14 protein-coding genes and 3 tRNA genes are annotated in these 16,937 nt (G+C 71.9%); 6 read left to right on the top strand and 11 right to left on the bottom strand.

Annotated features, from left to right (window positions below; all coding sequences use genetic code 11):
- Positions 1 to 26: 26 nt before the first annotated feature.
- Positions 27 to 1,949, top strand: a complete 1,923-nt coding sequence (gene dnaG / locus HDA41_RS12580; RefSeq protein ID WP_184983470.1) for a DNA primase — start codon at positions 27 to 29, stop codon at positions 1,947 to 1,949.
- Positions 1,950 to 2,035: 86 nt separating this feature from the next.
- Positions 2,036 to 3,328: an RNA polymerase sigma factor gene (locus HDA41_RS12575; RefSeq protein ID WP_184983468.1), complete on the top strand. Its 1,293-nt coding sequence runs from the start codon at positions 2,036 to 2,038 to the stop codon at positions 3,326 to 3,328.
- A 102-nt stretch (positions 3,329 to 3,430) separates the two neighbouring features.
- Here the strand turns inward: HDA41_RS12575 and HDA41_RS12570 are convergent, their stop codons facing one another.
- The 4 genes from HDA41_RS12570 to HDA41_RS12555 all read right to left on the bottom strand — a co-directional run bounded on the left by HDA41_RS12570 (position 3,431) and on the right by HDA41_RS12555 (position 9,123).
- The gene (locus HDA41_RS12570; RefSeq protein WP_184983466.1) at positions 3,431 to 5,359 is read right to left on the bottom strand and encodes an ABC transporter ATP-binding protein; all 1,929 of its coding nucleotides are present in this window, start codon (positions 5,357 to 5,359) and stop codon (positions 3,431 to 3,433) included.
- The gene (locus tag HDA41_RS12565; protein ID WP_184983464.1) at positions 5,359 to 7,092 is read right to left on the bottom strand and encodes an ABC transporter ATP-binding protein; all 1,734 of its coding nucleotides are present in this window, start codon (positions 7,090 to 7,092) and stop codon (positions 5,359 to 5,361) included. Before HDA41_RS12565 ends, HDA41_RS12570 begins: the two co-directional genes overlap by 1 nt.
- Before the next feature lie 102 nt (positions 7,093 to 7,194).
- Positions 7,195 to 8,643, bottom strand: a complete 1,449-nt coding sequence (locus tag HDA41_RS12560; protein ID WP_184983462.1) for an FGGY family carbohydrate kinase — start codon at positions 8,641 to 8,643, stop codon at positions 7,195 to 7,197.
- Between the two features lie 174 nt (positions 8,644 to 8,817).
- Positions 8,818 to 9,123, bottom strand: coding sequence for a hypothetical protein (locus HDA41_RS12555; protein WP_059421712.1), 306 nt, complete (start codon positions 9,121 to 9,123; stop codon positions 8,818 to 8,820).
- A 159-nt stretch (positions 9,124 to 9,282) separates the two neighbouring features.
- On the opposite strand from HDA41_RS12555, the gene HDA41_RS12550 reads away from it, so the two are divergent.
- The 3 genes from HDA41_RS12550 to HDA41_RS12540 all read left to right on the top strand — a co-directional run bounded on the left by HDA41_RS12550 (position 9,283) and on the right by HDA41_RS12540 (position 9,699).
- A tRNA-Asn gene (locus tag HDA41_RS12550) sits at positions 9,283 to 9,355 on the top strand.
- Between the two features lie 5 nt (positions 9,356 to 9,360).
- Positions 9,361 to 9,433, top strand: a tRNA-Asn gene (locus HDA41_RS12545).
- Between the two features lie 189 nt (positions 9,434 to 9,622).
- Positions 9,623 to 9,699: transfer RNA gene (locus HDA41_RS12540), tRNA-Ile, on the top strand.
- 39 nt (positions 9,700 to 9,738) lie between these two features.
- Here HDA41_RS12540 and HDA41_RS12535 read toward each other — a convergent pair.
- Both HDA41_RS12535 and HDA41_RS12530 read right to left on the bottom strand, forming a co-directional pair.
- Positions 9,739 to 10,512, bottom strand: coding sequence for a sulfite exporter TauE/SafE family protein (locus HDA41_RS12535; protein WP_184983460.1), 774 nt, complete (start codon positions 10,510 to 10,512; stop codon positions 9,739 to 9,741).
- Between the two features lie 138 nt (positions 10,513 to 10,650).
- Positions 10,651 to 11,676, bottom strand: a complete 1,026-nt coding sequence (locus HDA41_RS12530; protein ID WP_184983458.1) for a ketopantoate reductase family protein — start codon at positions 11,674 to 11,676, stop codon at positions 10,651 to 10,653.
- A gap of 125 nt (positions 11,677 to 11,801) precedes the next feature.
- Between HDA41_RS12530 and HDA41_RS12525 the strand changes: the two genes are divergently transcribed.
- Positions 11,802 to 12,416, top strand: a complete 615-nt coding sequence (locus HDA41_RS12525; protein ID WP_184983456.1) for an RraA family protein — start codon at positions 11,802 to 11,804, stop codon at positions 12,414 to 12,416.
- A gap of 30 nt (positions 12,417 to 12,446) precedes the next feature.
- On the opposite strand, the gene uppS is transcribed toward HDA41_RS12525, so the two are convergent.
- From uppS to HDA41_RS12500, 5 genes are all read right to left on the bottom strand, one after another.
- Positions 12,447 to 14,279: a polyprenyl diphosphate synthase gene (uppS, locus tag HDA41_RS12520; protein WP_417812719.1), complete on the bottom strand. Its 1,833-nt coding sequence runs from the start codon at positions 14,277 to 14,279 to the stop codon at positions 12,447 to 12,449.
- A 68-nt stretch (positions 14,280 to 14,347) separates the two neighbouring features.
- Positions 14,348 to 14,491 carry a hypothetical protein gene (locus tag HDA41_RS12515; RefSeq protein WP_184983454.1) on the bottom strand — a complete coding sequence of 48 codons (144 nt, stop codon included), beginning with the start codon at positions 14,489 to 14,491 and terminating at the stop codon, positions 14,348 to 14,350.
- Positions 14,492 to 14,502: 11 nt separating this feature from the next.
- Positions 14,503 to 15,270, bottom strand: coding sequence for a cytochrome c oxidase assembly protein (locus HDA41_RS12510; protein WP_184983452.1), 768 nt, complete (start codon positions 15,268 to 15,270; stop codon positions 14,503 to 14,505).
- The gene (locus HDA41_RS40620; RefSeq protein ID WP_311772138.1) at positions 15,267 to 15,539 is read right to left on the bottom strand and encodes a DUF2243 domain-containing protein; all 273 of its coding nucleotides are present in this window, start codon (positions 15,537 to 15,539) and stop codon (positions 15,267 to 15,269) included. The genes HDA41_RS12510 and HDA41_RS40620 overlap by 4 nt, the downstream gene beginning before the upstream one ends.
- 603 nt (positions 15,540 to 16,142) lie before the next feature.
- A complete protein-coding gene (locus HDA41_RS12500) occupies positions 16,143 to 16,838 on the bottom strand; it encodes an ANTAR domain-containing protein (protein ID WP_184983448.1) in 696 nt (231 codons plus the stop codon).
- Positions 16,839 to 16,937 lie beyond the last annotated feature (99 nt).

The following is a 16,937-nucleotide window of genomic DNA, read 5'->3' as shown; positions in this document are numbered from 1 at the left end:
TCGGTTCCGGCCCGTAGAATTCACGCGTGGCAGGACGGATCAACGACGAGGACGTGAAGGCGGTACGGGACGCGGTCCCGATCGACGCCGTGGTGTCCGAGTACCTCCAGCTGCGCAACGCGGGCGGCGGCAACCTCAAGGGTCTGTGCCCGTTCCACGACGAGAAGTCGCCGTCCTTCCAGGTCAGCCCCGGCAAGGGACTGTTCCACTGCTTCGGCTGCCAGGAGGGCGGCGACACCATCACGTTCGTGATGAAGATCGACCACCTCTCCTTCTCGGAGGCGGTCGAGCGCCTGGCCGGCCAGGCGGGCATCACCCTGCGCTACGAGGAGGGCGGGTACAACCCCTCCCACCAGCGCGGCGAACGGATCCGCCTGGTCGAGGCCCACAAGATCGCGGCCGAGTGGTACACGGAACAGCTCGCGACCTCCCCCGAGGCCGACACCGGCCGGATCTTCCTCGCCGAGCGCGGTTTCGACCAGGCCGCCGCCGTCCACTTCGGCGTCGGCTACAGCCCGCAGGGCTGGGACCATCTCACGCGCTATCTGCGCGGCAAGGGCTTCACCGACAAGGAGATCCTGCTCTCCGGGCTCGCCCAGGAGGGCCGCCGCGGCCCCATCGACCGCTTCCGCGGCCGCCTGATGTGGCCCATCCGCGACATCGGCGGCGAGGTCGTCGGCTTCGGCGCCCGCAAGCTGTACGAGGCGGACAACGGCCCCAAGTACCTCAACACGCCCGACACGCCGATCTACCGGAAGTCCCAGGTCCTCTACGGCATCGACCTGGCGAAAAAGGACATCGCGAAGACGAGCCGCGCGGTGGTCGTCGAGGGCTACACGGACGTCATGGCCTGCCACCTGGCCGGGGTGACGACCGCCATCGCCACCTGCGGCACGGCCTTCGGCGGCGACCACATCAAGATCCTCCGCCGTCTGCTGATGGACAACGGCTCGGCCCGCGTCATCTTCACCTTCGACGGCGACGCGGCCGGCCAGAAGGCGGCTCTGCGCGCCTTCGAGGACGACCAGAAGTTCGCCGCCGAGACGTACATCGCCATCGCCCCCGACGGCATGGACCCCTGCGACCTGCGTCTCGCCAAGGGCGACGAGGCGGTGGCGGACCTGGTCGAACCCCGCACCCCGCTCTTCGAGTTCGCCCTCCGCCAGATCGTCGTCCGCTACGACCTCGACACCCCCGCGGGCCGCGCCGCCGCCCTGGACGAGGCGGCCCCCATCGTCGCCCGCATCAAGAACAGCGGCGCCCAGCACGAGGTCGCCGTCCAGCTCGCCGGGATGCTCGGCATCCTCGACACCCAGTTCGTGGTCAAGCGCGTGGCCCAGCTGGCCCGCTGGGCCCGCGACCGAGGCGGCAAGGGCCCGGCCCCGGACCGGCAGCAGCACGGGTCGCGGCAGTACGCCTCCGGCCAGCCGTCCGCCGCCCCCCGCGGCCCGGCCCTCAACCTCCGCAACCCCGTCTACGCCACCGAGCGCGAACTCCTCAAACTCGCCCTCCAGCGCCCCGAGTTGGTCTCCCCGGCCTTCGACGCGTACGGCGTCGACGAGTTCACCGCCCCGCCCTACGCCGCCGTACGCCAGGCCATCATGGACGCCGGCGGCGCCGAACTGGGTGTCGCGGACCCCCAGGACTACCTCGTCAAGGTCCGCGAGGCCGCCCCGGACGACGCGGTCCGCGCGATGGTGACGGAACTGGCCGTCGAGGCGATCCTGCTGCACAAGGGCGTGAAGGGCGTCGACGAGACCTACGCGGGCGCCCAGTTGGTCACTGTCCGCCGCCGTGCCGTCGAGCGCCGCATCCGCGACATCCAGAGCCAGCTCACCCGCCTCGGCAGCCACGGTGACCCGGCCCAGCTGGCCGCCGTGCAGAACGAACTCTGGGTCCTCCAGCAGTACGACCAGGCCCTGCGGGAACACGGCGCAGCCGCGCTCTGACGTCACCGCGCGGTCACGGACGGGAAGCAAAAAGTCATCGCACGCCCCTCGTGGCGACGATGTGTCTTACCCCACACTGGGTTCCGGTGCCTGAGTCCTCGGAGCGCGGCCGATCCGTCCCCGACGGGTCCCAGACCCCCGCGGTTCCGCTCATCGCGTACGGGACGGACAGCGGCGAGGCCGCCGACTCCGCCCCCGAAGTACCGCTGTCGCCCGCCTTGGCAGCGATCATCCTGGAGGTCGCCCCCGTGCAGACCCAGACCCTCACCCAGACCGACGTCAGCGGTGCCCTCGGCGCCGACGGCACCGCACCGGACGCGGAGGACGACGTCCTTCCCGCGGTCCCGGGGCAGGGCCGCGTCGTGCTCCGCCCCGAGCCGGAACCGGAGGAGCCGCCCGCCGAGGCCGTCGAGACGGCCGAGGCTCCGGAAGCCGTCGAACCGCCGCCGGCCCGCGCCGACACCAGCGGCCCCTCGTCGGACCTGTTCCGCCAGTACCTGCGGGAGATCGGCCGCGTCCCCCTGCTGACCGCCGCCGAGGAGGTCGAGCTCGCCCGCCGCGTCGAGGCCGGCCTGTTCGCCGAGGAGAAGCTGCGGCTCGCCCCCGACCTGGACAGCCAGTTGGCGCTGGACCTCGACCGCCTCGTCGTCATGGGCCGGATGGCCAAGCGGCGACTCATCGAGGCCAACCTGCGCCTGGTCGTCTCCGTCGCCAAGCGCTACGTCGGGCGCGGGCTGACCATGCTCGACCTCGTCCAGGAGGGCAATCTCGGGCTCATCCGGGCCGTCGAGAAGTTCGACTACGCCCGCGGCTACAAGTTCTCCACCTACGCCACCTGGTGGATCCGCCAGGCCATGTCCCGCGCCCTGGCCGACCAGGCCCGCACGATACGTGTCCCCGTCCATGTCGTGGAGCTCATCAACCGGGTCGTCCGCGTCCAGCGCCGCATGCTCCAGGAACGGGGCTACGAGCCGACGCCGGAAGAGGTCGCCGCCCACCTCGACCTGCCTCCGGAGCGCGTCAGCGAAGTGCTGCGCCTGGCCCAGGAGCCGGTGTCGTTGCACGCGCCCGTGGGCGAGGAGGACGACGTCGCCCTCGGCGACCTCATCGAGGACGGCGACGCCACCAGCCCCGTCGAATCCGCCGCGTTCCTCCTCCTCAAGGAGCACCTGGAAGCGGTGCTGTCGACGCTGGGGGAGCGGGAGCGCAAGGTCGTCCAGCTCCGCTACGGTCTCGCCGACGGCCGCCCCCGCACGCTGGAGGAGATCGGCCGCATCTTCGGCGTCACCAGGGAACGCATACGGCAGATCGAGTCGAAGACCCTCAACAAGCTGAGAGACCACGCCTTCGCGGACCAGCTGCGGGGGTACCTGGACTGACCTGGCTGCGGGCAGTCGTGCCGCTTGGGGGAGGGAGGGCGGGCGCACCCCGCAGCGCCGGGTTGCGCACCCCACCCGCGCCCAGCCCCAGTGCCGAGCAACTCAGTCGACCTCCGCCACCGCCTGCGCGAACTGCGCCTTGTACAACCGGGCGTAGGCCCCGCCCGCCGCCAGCAGCTCCTCGTGCGTGCCCTGTTCCACGATCGCCCCGTTCTCCATCACCAGGATCGCGTCCGCGTCCCGGATCGTAGACAGCCGGTGCGCGATGACGAACGACGTCCGTCCGTGTGCCAGTTTGGCCATCGCCTTCTGGATGAGCACCTCCGTACGCGTGTCGACCGAACTCGTCGCCTCGTCGAGCACCAGGATCACCGGGTCGGACAGGAACGCCCGGGCGATGGTGATCAGCTGTTTCTCACCCGCGCTGACCCCCGACCCCTCGTCGTCGATCACCGTGTCGTAGCCGTCCGGCAGCGTCCGGACGAACCGGTCCGCGTGCGCGGCCCGGGCCGCTTCCTCGATCTCCCCCCGTGTGACGTCCCGGGCGGCCCCGTACGCGATGTTCTCCGCGATCGTGCCGCCGAACAGCCACGTGTCCTGGAGCACCATGCCGATTCCGGCCCGCAGTTCGTCACGGGACATCCGCGCGATGTCGACCCCGTCGAGGGTGATGCGTCCGCCGGTGACGTCGTAGAACCGCATCAGCAGGTTCACCAGCGTCGTCTTGCCGGCGCCCGTCGGGCCGACGATGGCCACCGTCTGCCCGGGTTCGACCTTCAGCGACAGGTCCTCGATGAGCGGCTTGTCGGGGTCGTAGCGGAACGACACGTGCTCCAGCGCCACCTGCCCGCGCAGCTCCTCGGGCCGCACGCCCGGCACCGGGTCGGCGCTCTGCTCCTCCGCGTCGAGCAGCTCGAAGACCCGCTCCGCCGAGGCGACACCCGACTGCACCAGGTTCGCCATGGACGCGACCTGCGTCAGCGGCATGGAGAACTGCCGCGAGTACTGGATGAAGGCCTGCACATCGCCGATGGACAGCGAGCCCGAGGCGACCCGCAGCCCGCCGACGACCGCGACCAGCACGTAGTTGAGGTTCGACACGAAGAACATCAGGGGCTGCATGACCCCGCTGTTGAACTGCGCCCGGAACCCGGCCTCGTACAGCGCCTCGTTCTGCTCGGCGAACTGCTGCGCCGACTCCTCCTGCCGCCCGAACACCTTCACCAGCGTGTGCCCGGTGTACATCTCCTCGATGTGCGCGTTGAGCTTGCCGGTCGTGCGCCACTGCTGCACGAAGTGCGGCTGCGACCGTTTGCCGACGCGTGTGGCGACGACGAACGACAGCGGCACGGTCACCAGCGCGACCAGCGCCAGGATCCAGGAGACGTAGAACATCATCGCGAGGACGCCGATGATGGTGAGCACCGAGTTGATGAGCTGCCCCATCGACTGCTGGAGCGTCTGGCCGATGTTGTCGATGTCGTTCGTCGCGCGGGACAGCACCTCACCGCGCTGGCGCTTGTCGAAGTACGACAGCGGCAGTCGCGACAGCTTCGTCTGCACGTCCTCCCGCATCCGGAACATGGTCCGGTTCACGGCCCGGTTGACCAGCCGCGTCGCCACCGCCATCAGCAGGCCGGCCACCGCGAACACGGCCAGCGCGAGCAGCAGCACGTGCCCGACGGCGGTGAAGTCGATGCCCTGGCCCGGGGTGAAGTCGGTGCTGCGCAGCATGTCGGCTTCGTCACCGTCCCCGCGCTGCCGCATGGACTCCAGGACCTGCTCCTTGCTCGCCCCGTCCGGCATGTCCCGCCCGACGATGCCCGCGAAGACCAGGTCGGTCGCCTTGCCGAGGATCTTCGGCCCGACGGCGTTGAGACCGACGCTGAGCACCACGAACAGCAGCAGCAGGTAGATGGTGATGCGCTCCGGCCGGAACTGCGCGACGAGCCGTTTGCCCGACCCCTTGAAGTCCAGCGAGCGCTGGTCGGGGCCGCCTCCGGCCATCATCCGCCCCATGGGCCCCGCCATCAGGCAGCCTCCGCTTCCGTGAGCTGGGAGAGCACGATCTCCCGGTAGGTCTCGTTGTCCGCCATCAGTTCGTGGTGCCGGCCGGTGCCGACGACCCGGCCCTCGTCGAGGACGACGATCCGGTCGGCGTCCCGGATGGTCGCCACCCGCTGGGCGACGATCACCACGGTCGCCTCGGCGGTCTCCTGCGCGAGCGCGGCCCGCAGGGCGGCGTCGGTGGCGTAGTCGAGCGCGGAGAAGGAGTCGTCGAAGAGGTAGATCTCCGGGCGCTGCACGAGGGTCCGGGCGATGGCGAGCCGCTGCCGCTGACCGCCCGAGACGTTCGTCCCGCCCTGCGCGATCGGCGCGTCCAGCCCGCCCTCCAGCCGCTCCACGAAGTCCCTGGCCTGCGCCACCTCCAGCGCGTGCCACAGCTCCTCGTCGGTGGCGTCCGGGTTGCCGTAGCGCAGGTTGGTCGCCACCGTCCCCGCGAACAGATACGGCTTCTGCGGCACCAGCCCGACGGTCTTCGCGAGCAGCTCCGGGGCGATCTCCGCCACCTCGACACCGTCCACGAGCACCTGCCCGTCGGTCGCGTCGATCAGCCGCGGGACCAGCCCGAGCAGCGTGGACTTGCCGCTGCCGGTCGAGCCGATGACCGCGGTGGTCTCGCCCGGCAGGGCGACCAGGTCGACGGCCCGCAGCACCGGCTCCTCGGCACCCGGATAGCGGAAGCCCGCCCCGCGAAGCTCCAGATGACCGTGCCGGCGCAGCTCCCGCACGGGCGCCGACGGCGGCACGACGCTGGACGAGGTGTCCAGCACCTCCTGGATGCGCTCGGCACACACTTCCGCGCGCGGCACCATCATGAACATGAACGTGGCCATCATCACGGACATGACGATCTGCATCAGATAGGCGAGGAACGCCGTCAGATCACCGATCTGCATCCCGCCGCTGTCGATCCGGTGCGCGCCGAACCACACGACGGCGATCGACGACAGGTTCACCACCGTCATGACGATCGGGAACATCAGCGCGAGCAGGTTGCCGGTGCCCAGCGCGAAGTCCGTGAGGTCGGTGTTGGCCTTGCGGAAGCGCTGCTGCTCGTACTCGTCCCGGACGAAGGCACGGATGACGCGGTTGCCGGTGATCTGCTCGCGCAGCACCCGGTTCACGTTGTCCAGCCGCTCCTGCATGGACCGGAACAGCGGCCGCAGCCGCCGCACGATCAGCGTCACGCAGATGCCCAGCACCGGCACGACCGCCACCAGCACCCCGGACAGCGGCACGTCAAGACCGAGCGCCAGCACGATGCCGCCCACGCACATGATCGGCGCCGACACCAGCAGCGTGAACGTCATGAGCGCCAGCATCTGCACCTGCTGGACGTCGTTCGTCGTCCGGGTGATCAGCGACGGCGCCCCGAAGTGACCCACCTCACGCGCGGAGAACGACTGCACCCGGTCGAACACGGCGGCCCGCAGGTCCCGCCCGAGCGCCGCAGCCGTCCGGGCGCCGTAGTACACGGCACCGATGTTGCACACGACCTGGACCAGCGAGATGCCGATCATCACGGCGCCGTAGCCCAGGATGTAGCCGGTGTCGCCGTTCACGACACCCTGGTCGATGATGTCCGCGTTGAGGGTGGGCAGGTAGAGCGTGGCGCAGGTCTGCAGGAACTGCAGCAGCACCAGCAGAGCGATGGGTCTCTTGTAGGGCCTGAGACAGGTCCGCAGGAGTCGTATGAGCACGCTGCTTCTCTCGGAGTGGACGACGGGGCGGTTGGTTGCCCCTGGCCCCTATCGTCGAACACTCCACCCGCGTTACCTCAACCGAATTAACCCAACAGGCGGTCAGAACGCCCCGGGGTGCGTCTGCTCCCGCACCGCCACGAACTGCTGCCGCACCGCCTGCCCCACGGCCAGCTCCTCGCCGGGTTCCAGCACCTGCGCGACCGCGCCCTGCCAGGCCGGCGGGTTCCGGGCATCGACCGTGCCCTGGGACACCCCGAGCGCCCAGGCCGCCTGCCGGGCGGCGCCGATCGCCGCGTAGTCCGCAGGCTGCGGCACCACGACCTGCGTCCCGAACAGCATGGGCGCCGCGGCCTGCACGGCGGGCAGTTCGGCGGCCGGGCCGAGCAGGAAGACCCGCCGCACCTCCACGCCCCGGGCGCGCAGCACGTCCAGCGCGTCCGCGAGCCCGCACAGCATGCCCTCGAACGCGGCCCGCGCCAGGTGCTCCGCCTTCATCGACTCGCGCCGCAGACCCGCGAGGGTCCCGGCGGTGTGCGGCAGGTTGGGCGTCCGCTCACCCTCCAGATAGGGCAGCAGCACCAGCCCGTGCGCCCCCGGCGTCGACTTCATCGCCAGCTCGGACAGGCTCTCCAGATCGGGCAGCCCCAGCAGCTCGGCGGTCCCGCGCAGCGTCCGTACGGCGTTCAGCGTGGTGACGACGGGCAGGTGCATGCCGGTCGCGTCGGCGAGGGCGGTGATCATCCCGGAGCCGTCGACCAGCGCCTCGGGGTGCACGGCCATCACGGACCCGGACGCGCCCAGCGAGACGACCGCGTCCCCGAGGCCGATGCCGAGCCCGAAGGCCGCCGCCATGGTCTCACCGGTCCCGACGGAGATCAGCAGCCCCTCCGGGGTCCTGCCGGCCGCGTCCGCCGGCCCGACCACCTCCGGCAGCATCACCTGGTGCCCGAGCGCCAGCTCGACCAGGTCGGGCCGGTAGGCGCCGGTCGCCGCCGACCAGTACCCCGTACTGGACGCCCCGCCCCGGTCGGTGGTCCGTCGCACCGGCCGCCCCAGCAGCTGCCACACCAGCCAGTCGTGCGCCTGCAGCAGGATCGCGGTGCGCTGCGCGTTCTCGGGCTCGGTCCGGGCCAGCCAGCGCAGCTTCGTCACCGGGTGCGCGGCCTGCGGCACACACCCCACCGCCTGCGCCCAGGCCTCGCGTCCCCCGAGCGCGTCGATCAGATCGGCCGCCGCGACCTGCGTCCGCTTGTCACCGCCGACCATCGCCGGCCGCACGGTGTTGCCCTGCGCGTCCAGCGGCACGACGGCGTTCTGCTGTGCCGAGACGCCGATCGCCTGCACGCCTTCCAGCAGCCCGCCGCCCGCGGCCTCGCCCAGAGACAGCAGCCAGGCCTGCGGGTCGACGTCGGACGGCCGGCCGCCGCCGTCGGGGCTCTCCACCGGATGCGGCGCATATCCCTGCCTGAGCACGGCTCCGGTGTCCGTGTCACAGACGACGATACGAGTGAAATCGGGTGAACTGTCCAACCCGGCGACTATCCCCATGGCCAAAATTCTGCCGTACCGCTGCGCTGGCTTGAGCCGTGGGCACCGTCGATCTTGGCGCCGGGTTTCGGGTGCGGGCTCGTTGCGGCTGGTCGCGCCCCGCGGCGGAGCCGCATATCGATACGGCCCCGCGCCCCTGAGGGTGTGCCCGTGCCCGGCACCACAGCGGAACTGTTACGTATTGCTGGTGCCCCAGTCGTCCTCGCCGCCGTTGTGGGTGGCTCGGTCGCGGAGGTGGCGGACTCGGTCGGCCACCGATTCGGGGACACGGTCGCCGACCCTGTCGCTCACCACGTGGTACGCCTTGCCCGCGAACTCGCGGCCCTGCTGGGCCGCCGACTCCGCGGTGTTGCGGACGGCGGGGTTCTGCGCGAACTGGCGGGCCGACTTCTTGAGCTGTTCGTAGCGCTCGCGTCCGGCCCTCGTGCCCAGCACGTAACCCAGGACGACTCCGGCGACGAACGTGAGCCGGTAACGCATGGCGGTCACCCTTCCTATGCCTAGGTCTCCGGTGCGGCGTCGGCGCCGGGGAGTACCGATTGGCGGAGCACCCCCCTGCTTGCGCTAATGTATGTGTCGCAGCGAGCGCGCGCCCCCTGGCGAATACCCAGGTAGGTGCGTTCGATGCAAACGAGACCTTCCTCGGTAGCTCAATTGGCAGAGCAGCCGGCTGTTAACCGGCAGGTTACTGGTTCGAGTCCAGTCCGGGGAGCTCGGTCCTCCGTAGCTCAATTGGCAGAGCAGCCGGCTGTTAACCGGCAGGTTACTGGTTCGAGTCCAGTCGGGGGAGCACGCTGAACGAGGACCCCCACAGGGGTCCTTTTTCATGTCCGTTCCGACCTTCCGGGAACCGCGCGGCGCCGGTCGCAGTCCTCATGGTCACGAAGGCCGGGCGAAGCCGACCATCCGAAGCAGGAGATCGTATGAGCGGCTATGCTGCGGCAGACGGCGCGCACACATGTACGCGACACGCCGCTATGGGGCGGTAGCTCAGCCGGTTAGAGCAGCGGACTCATAATCCGTCGGCCGTGGGTTCGAGTCCCACCCGCCCCACCAGTGCAGGCCTGTGACCCTGCGGAAACGTCACTTTTGCGGTCAGCGCAGCAGGAGCTGCACCATCGCGATGATGCCCACGGCGACGATGACGGCGCGGAGGGCGGTGGGCGGGAGGCGGCGGCCGACCTTGGCGCCGATCTGTCCGCCGAGGGTGGAGCCGACGGCGATCAGCAGGACCGCCGTCCAGTCGAACTCGGCGACGACGAGGAAGAAGCAGGCGGCGACGCCGTTGACGACGGCTCCGAGGATGTTCTTGACGGCGTTGACGCGTTGCAGGTCCTCGTCGAGGAGCAGGCCCATCAGGGAGAGGTACAGGACCCCTTGGGCGGCGCCGAAGTAGCCGCCGTACCCGCTCGCCAGGAGCAGTCCGACCAGGAGAACGGGTCCGCCGTACCGGCGGCCGGTGGTGCCGTTGTCCGCGCGGCGGCGCTGTACGGCTTTGGCGAGGCGTGGCTGGAGCAGTACGAGCAGGAGCGCGAGAGCGATCAGTACGGGGACGATCGTGTCGAAGGCCTCGGAGGGCAGGGCGAGGAGCAGGACGGCGCCGCCGAGTCCGCCGACGAGAGCGGTGAGACCGAGGACGAGTGCGCGGCGCCCCTGTCCGCGGAGTTCGGCGCGGTAGCCGAGGGCTCCGCTGATGGAGCCGGGGACGAGGCCGAGGGCGTTGGAGACGTTGGCTGTGATCGGCGGCAGCCCGGTGGCGAGCAGTACCGGGAAGGTGATCAGGGTGCCGGAACCGACGATGGTGTTGATCGTGCCCGCTCCGATGCCGGCTGCGAGGACCGCCAGTGCTTCCCAGATGGACAACGCCATCTCCTTACATGATCAATGTGTCGCCTCCCCGCCGCGTGGGAGGCGGTCGAGGGGCTCGCACCGATCATGCACGATCAAGGGCATGGCCCAGCGTGGGAGCTCAGCATGTGGGTTCCGCATGGAGGTTCAGAATGTGGTTCAGGCGGTCGTCGGGGCGGAGTTGCCCGTCCGTGTCGCCGCGATGCGCCTGCTCAGTTCCTCGGCCGTCAGGCTGCCCGGCTCCCGGCCGCGGCCCACGCTCTCCCGGGCGGCGTGCTGCAGGGCGGCGTTCACCGGGGTGGGCACGCCGTGCTCCCGGCCGAGCAGCACGATCTCCCCGTTGAGGTAGTCCGTCTCGATCGATCCCGCGCCCCGTGCCAGGCTCTGCCAGGACGAGCCGCGAGTGCGCTCGCCGGCGATCGGCTGCGGGTCGACCGTCCCGCTGCGCAGCTCGGTGATCTCCGCCTCGCTCGCGTAGGCGATGCCCGCGGCGTCGAGGGCCGCGGCACCCTCGGCCTGCGCCCGGGCGACCAGGTCCTGCGCGGTGGCGTCCGAGGCGGAGCCGCACACGGCCTCGACCACGTTGGCGAGGTTGGCGAGGAGTTTGCCGTACTTCCAGCGCATCACGTCCGCCACCACCGGGGCCAGGAAGCGGGACTTCTCCAGGTCGTCCGCGATCCGCCGGGCGGTGCCGTCCGAGCCCGTCCCGTACCGGCCGATGACCAGGGCGCCGGTGTACGGGCCGCAGGGCGCGACGACCTCGCCCGGGTTCAGATGGGTGCAGGGCAGGATGACGCACACGCCGTACACCTCGCGGAAGCGGCGCAGTGCCAGGCGCTCGTTCTCCACTCCGTTCTGGGCGCACACCAGAGGCAGGCGTTCGCCCGCCGTGCCGCCGCCCGCCACCGGCTGCGCGGCCCATGCGTCCAGGGCGGCCACGCCGTCCTGGGTCTTGACGGCGAGTACGAGCACATCGTCCTCGCGCAGTTCGACGTCCTCGGGCCGCGCGGCGACCGGCACGTCGAGGGTGAGCGTGCCGGTGGGGACCTTCAGCCGCAGACCGTTGTCGCGCAGCGCCTCGAAGTGCGCGCCGCGGGCGACCAGGACGACGGACCGGCCGCTCTCGTGCAGCCGCCCCCCGATCGAACCGCCGACCGCTCCGGACCCGATGATGACGTAGCGCATTCCGCTCCCCCTTGGTACGACGTCGCCACCGTACCCCGCAGGCGTTCTTCTCCGGCCGGACCTCCCGTGAGCGCTGGCTGGAACCAAGTGGCGTCGGCTGGTGCCCTGTTGCTTGGATTCCCGGTGTGACTTCTCCCTTCGAGGACGTTCCTCCCACCACCCTCGCCGACCTCCTGGGCCGTGCACAGGTCATGGACACCGGCATCCGCCCGCTGTGGAACTCGCCCCGCGTCGCGGGTCCCGCGTACACCGTGCGGTGCGTGCCCGGTGACAACCTGATGCTGCACGCCGCGATCTACCGCGCCGAGCCCGGCTCGGTCATCGTCGTGGAGTCGGGCGACGTGGACTACGCGCTGGCCGGCGGCAATGTGTGCGCCGTCGCCCAGCGCCGGGGTGTCGCGGCCTTCGTGGTCGACGGTGTCATCCGCGACCTCGGCGAGGTGCGCGAGGCGGGCTTTCCCGTCTTCTCACGCGGTGTCATACCGATCCCCGGAACCAAGGAGAAGGCCGGCGCGCTCGGTGAGCCGGCCCGTGTCGGCGGCGTGCTCGTGCACCCGGGCGACATCGTGGTCGCCGACGAGGAAGGCATCGTCGTCACCCCCGCCGCCCGCCGGGAGGAGATCCTCGCTGCGGCTCGGGCGAAACTGGCCAAGGAGGCCGAGGAGTCCCTCGACGCCTGGGAGGCGAACCACCGTGCCCGCGTCGAGAAGGCCCTGAGCGAGCAGGGCTTCACCGGCTGACCGGACTCGCCTTTCCCGGGGCAGGGGTGTTCAGGAAGGTTCGCCCTGGAGGCGCAGCGCATCTTTGGGGGTGGCCATCGGAGCGGTGCCATGGCGGCGTTGGCGGTGGGTGTACGCGGTGATCGCCTGCCACAGGTGGCGGCGGTCGGTGTCGGGCCACAGGCCCGGGGTGAAGTGCAGCTCGGCGTAGGCGGTGTGCCAGGGCAGGAAGTTGGAGGTGCGCTGCTCGTTGCCGGTGCGCCAGAGCAGGTCGACGTCCGGCATGTCCGGGTGGGGCAGGTGCCGCGCGAAGTCCTCCTCGCCGATCAGGTCGGGGTCGAGATGGCCGGCCCGGGCCCGGCGGGCGAGGGCGGCGGCGGTGCGGGTGAGCTCGTCGCGGCCGCCGTAGTCGATGCACATCGTCAGTGTCAGGCCGGTGCGGGAGCGGGTGCCGCGCTCGCGCAGCTGGAGGACGTCGGCCAGGTCGGGCGGCAGGCGGCCGGTGCGGCCGTGCCAGCGCAGCCGGACGTCGAGGTCGCGGAAGGGGTCGTCGACGACCTCGCTGCGCAGGAGGTCGAGGATCGCGTCGACTTCCCGCGGATCGCGGTGCCAGTTCTCGGTGGAGAAGGTGTAGAGCGTCAGGTGCCGCAGGCCGATCTCCAGGGCTCCGTGCACCACCTCCCGGACGGCGGCGGCGCCGGCCCGGTGCCCCTCGTGCCGGGGCAGGCCGCGCTGCTGGGCCCAGCGGCCGTTGCCGTCCATGATCACGGCGACGTGGGCGGGGAGCCGGTCCGGCGGGATGTCCGGGGGCCGGTGGCCGCCGGGGTGCGGTGGCGGGGGCCGGAAGGTCCGGGTGGGCGCCGTCCGGTCGGCCGGGAGTGGGCTGCCGTGCCCGGCGGGTTGTGCGGGCGGCACCGTCAGCGGGGTCAGGCTCCAGGCCAGGGCGGCACGGGCCCGGGCGCGGGCGAGGATGCGGGCCCGGGCCCGGAGCGTGGGCCGGGGCGGGCGCCGCAGGAGGGCCGGGCCGGCGGAACCGATCGCGTCGAGCTGGGCGCACAGCAGGGCGGCCATGGTGTGCAGGACGGTGGCGGGCCCGGGGTGCATGCCGCGGCTGAGGCCGTCCTGGGTCACCCACTGGCGGGCCAGGCCGGTCAGCTGCGTGACCAGGGCGGCGACGGCGGGGCTCCAGCGCCGGTTCGCCAGGTCGTCGGCGGCCCCGGGATGGCGCCGCAGGGCCTCGTCGGGCAGGAGGAGGTCGCCCTGGGCGAGGTCGGCGGACAGGTCGGTGAGGATGTCCGTGAGCCGCACGCCGTCGAGGAACTCCTCGTAGGTCTCCCGGGTGTCCAGACGCAGTGCCACGGGGACGCCGGCCCGGTCGAAGAGGGTGCGGACCTGGCCGAACCAGGGCAGCAGGTTCTCCCGGCCCCAGGTGCGCCACGCGGCCCAGTCGGCGAAGTGCCTGCCGTGGGTGTCGTCCTGGACCTGGACCATGGCGCCCCGCAGCTCGGACAGGTCCAGACGCCAGCGGGCCGCGGTGTCGACCAGGGCGTGGCGGATCGGGTCCGGGCTGGTGCCGGTGGGCAGTTCGCGGTGCAGGGCGGTGATCCACTCCTCGACCCGGGCGGCCCGTACGGCGGCGGGCGCGGTGCGGTCGTCACCCAGGTCGTCGAGGGCGTTGGCCGCCGCCCACAGGGCCCAGCAGGCAGGACGCAGCGCCGCGGGCACCAGCTGGATCAGCGCGTACTCCGCCGGGTCCTGCTCCCTGGTCCGGCGCCGGCACAGCCCGTAGGCCGCCCGCAGCGCCGGATCGTCGCCGATCACCGCGCGCGCGGAGGCCGCTCGCCGGGCTGCCCGTCGGGTGTTCGCGGAAGGCACATCGCTCACAACGAGGACGGTACGTCAGGTTGCGCCGTGGCCAGCGCATGTGGGCCGGGGCCGCGTCGGGCCAGGGTCTAGACGTCGGTGTTGTCGTCCTCCTCGGTGGCGGTGTCGTCGCGGTCGCCCTCCGCCTGGGACGGGGTCGGGGTGGGGGTGGGGGTCGTGTCCTGGTCGTCCTCGCGGTCGCCTTCGGCCTGGGACGGGGTCTGGTCGCTCATCGTGTGTCTCCTTATGCCGCTGCGGGCTGCCGGGTACCCCGGTGGGTCCGGAGTGACCGGCCCTGCGCGCGGTACCACTGGGACGCCAGCAGCAGGGCCGAGGCGATCTCCACCGCGTCACCGCCGTAGTACATGAGCTGCGAGGCGAGGTGCAGGTCGGCGGGGGTGAAGGCCGTGCCGGGCGGGCCCGTCGCCCACAGGCTCTTCGCCAGGACGGCGTGGGCCGCGGCGGCCGCCAGGAGGGTGCCGGCGCGCACGGCGAAGCCCGGCCGGTGGCGGATCGGGTCCACGGCGAGCAGGGCGAAGGTGAAGAGGGTGCCGGCGAGGAAGAGGTGCAGGGTGAGGAGGGGGCTGTGGTGCAGGGACGGCGGCAGGGGAGCTCGGTAGAGGAGCCACAGGCCGCCGATGTCCAGGGCCGTGGCAACGGGTGGGAAGACGAGCGCCGCGGCCGGGCGGGAGCGGGTCAGTGACACCAGGGCGCGCCGGCCGGGCGGCGGAAGGGTGCGCAGGGCCAGGGTGCCGGGGCGGGAGAGGGCGACCGGCAGCGGGGCCGCCATGCCGGCCGTGAGGTGGGCGGCCATGTGCGCGGTGAACGGCGGCAGCCACGACTCCCACGGCACGGCGAACGCCGCCACCAGCAGGCCGCCGCCGAGCCAGAGAGCCGCGTCGCGCCGCAGCGGCCAGTGGTCCCCGCGGTGCCGCAGCCGGGCGGCGGCCGCCGTGTAGAGCAGGCAGCACAGGAGTACCAGGACGGGCAGGGGAGCGGGGGTGGTCGTCATCGCGTCCGCTCCCGCCCGGCGCGCCGCGCCCGGTGCCACAGGAGCAGGCCGGCCAGCAGGAACAGAACGGCGACGACGTTCCAGGTCCAGTCGTACGGGCGTGGATCGACGTCGTAGCGGATCTGGTGCAGGCGCAGCAGCTTGTGCTGGACGGTGCCGTCGTAGAGCTGGAAGCCGCCGATGCCCAGGCAGACGCCGGACCACCAGGCCGGGCGCAGCGGGCCGCCCCTGCGGCGCAGGTCGGCGTAGAGGAACAGGCCCGCCACCATGCCCAGCCAGCCGCCGGCGTGGAACAGGCCGTAGGTCGCGTACGAACACCTTGTAGCGGTACGCGATGGCCGGTCGGTGGCGGTACGCGGGGAGGGCCGGCCTGGAGGGGGGCGGGGGTGGCTCCGAGGTGAGGGCTGGTCGGCCCGGGGGGTGCCCGGGGTCGACGGGGAGTGGTTGTGGGGTGGCTCGGGAGGGGGTGTTCGGGGCGCCGTGTACCGATGGTCGGTCGGCGCCGGCGGTCGGGCCGGGGGGTTGGCCGGTTGGCCTGGGGGGTGCCCGGTTGGTGGGGAGCGGTTGCTGGGTGGCCCGGTGGGGCTGCCGGGGGGCTGCATCCGGTCGGTCGGCCATGGCCGGTACTCGGTCGGTCCGGTGGGTGTCGGGGCGCCGCGTACCGACAGTCGGTCGTCCCGGCCGGTGCTCGGTCGCTCCGGGAGTGATGGCCGGGTGGTCGTGGTGCGGTACTCCGTCGGTCCGGGTGTCGGGGCGCCGCGTACCGGCGGTCCGTCGGTTCTCGCCGGTGCGCGGGCGATGGCCCGTCCGTGTGGGTGCCGCCGGTGTCGGGGGCCGGGCCGCCAGGGGTAGGGCCGGGCGGTCCGGGGGTGTCAGGGGCGGTGGCGGCGGGTGAGGGCTTGTTGCAAGGCCTCGCGGAGGGCGGGGGACGGGCGGGGGCCGTCGGATTTCGCGCTGGCTGTCACGGCGGCGGCCACGTCACGGAGCTTGGTGTTGGAGAGCTGGGAGGTCTCGCGCAGGATGTGCCAGGCCTCGTCGGACGTGCAGCCGTGGGTGGCCATGAGGATGCCCCGGGCCTGGTCGATGACCGGGCGGGAGGCGATGGCCTGGCGGAGCTGCTCGACCTCCTCCTGGAGGACGTGCATGCGCTCCGCGCGTTCCAGGGCGACCGCGGAAGAGGCCGGGGCCGACGGCTGGGCGGGCCGAGGGGCGGGGTGGGGAGCGGCGCGCAGGGGGTCGGTCGTGTCCAGGCCCGCCAGTTCCAGGATCCGGCGCGGCTGGCCGTTCCAGTTCGTGGTCGTGACCGTCGCGCATCGCTGCCGGGCGAAGTCGCCCAGCACGTCGAGGAACTGCAGACCCGCCGTGTCCATGAAGTGCACGCCCCTCATGTCCAGTTCCACCCGCATGATCGTGGGCGGGAGCTCGGCCAGGGTCCTGGCCAGCGTTTCCGCGCAGCCGTGCACCAGCTCACCGCACGGGGTGAACTCAGCCCGGTCCGCGTCCACGCGTCCACTGATGACCAGTGTGTTCAGCCCTCCTGTGAGATGTGGTGATGCCGCAGACGTCATGTCACCGCCCTCTCGATCCTTGTCGGTCGTGTTCCTCCTCGGGGAACTGCACGACGTCACTCGCCCCCGTCGACGTCCGTGTGAGGTGCGCCTGCCCGC

It is taken from the genome of Streptomyces caelestis, assembly GCF_014205255.1.
In the GTDB taxonomy this organism is placed as follows: domain Bacteria; phylum Actinomycetota; class Actinomycetes; order Streptomycetales; family Streptomycetaceae; genus Streptomyces; species Streptomyces caelestis.
This window is presented reverse-complemented; position numbering and strand designations above follow the sequence as displayed.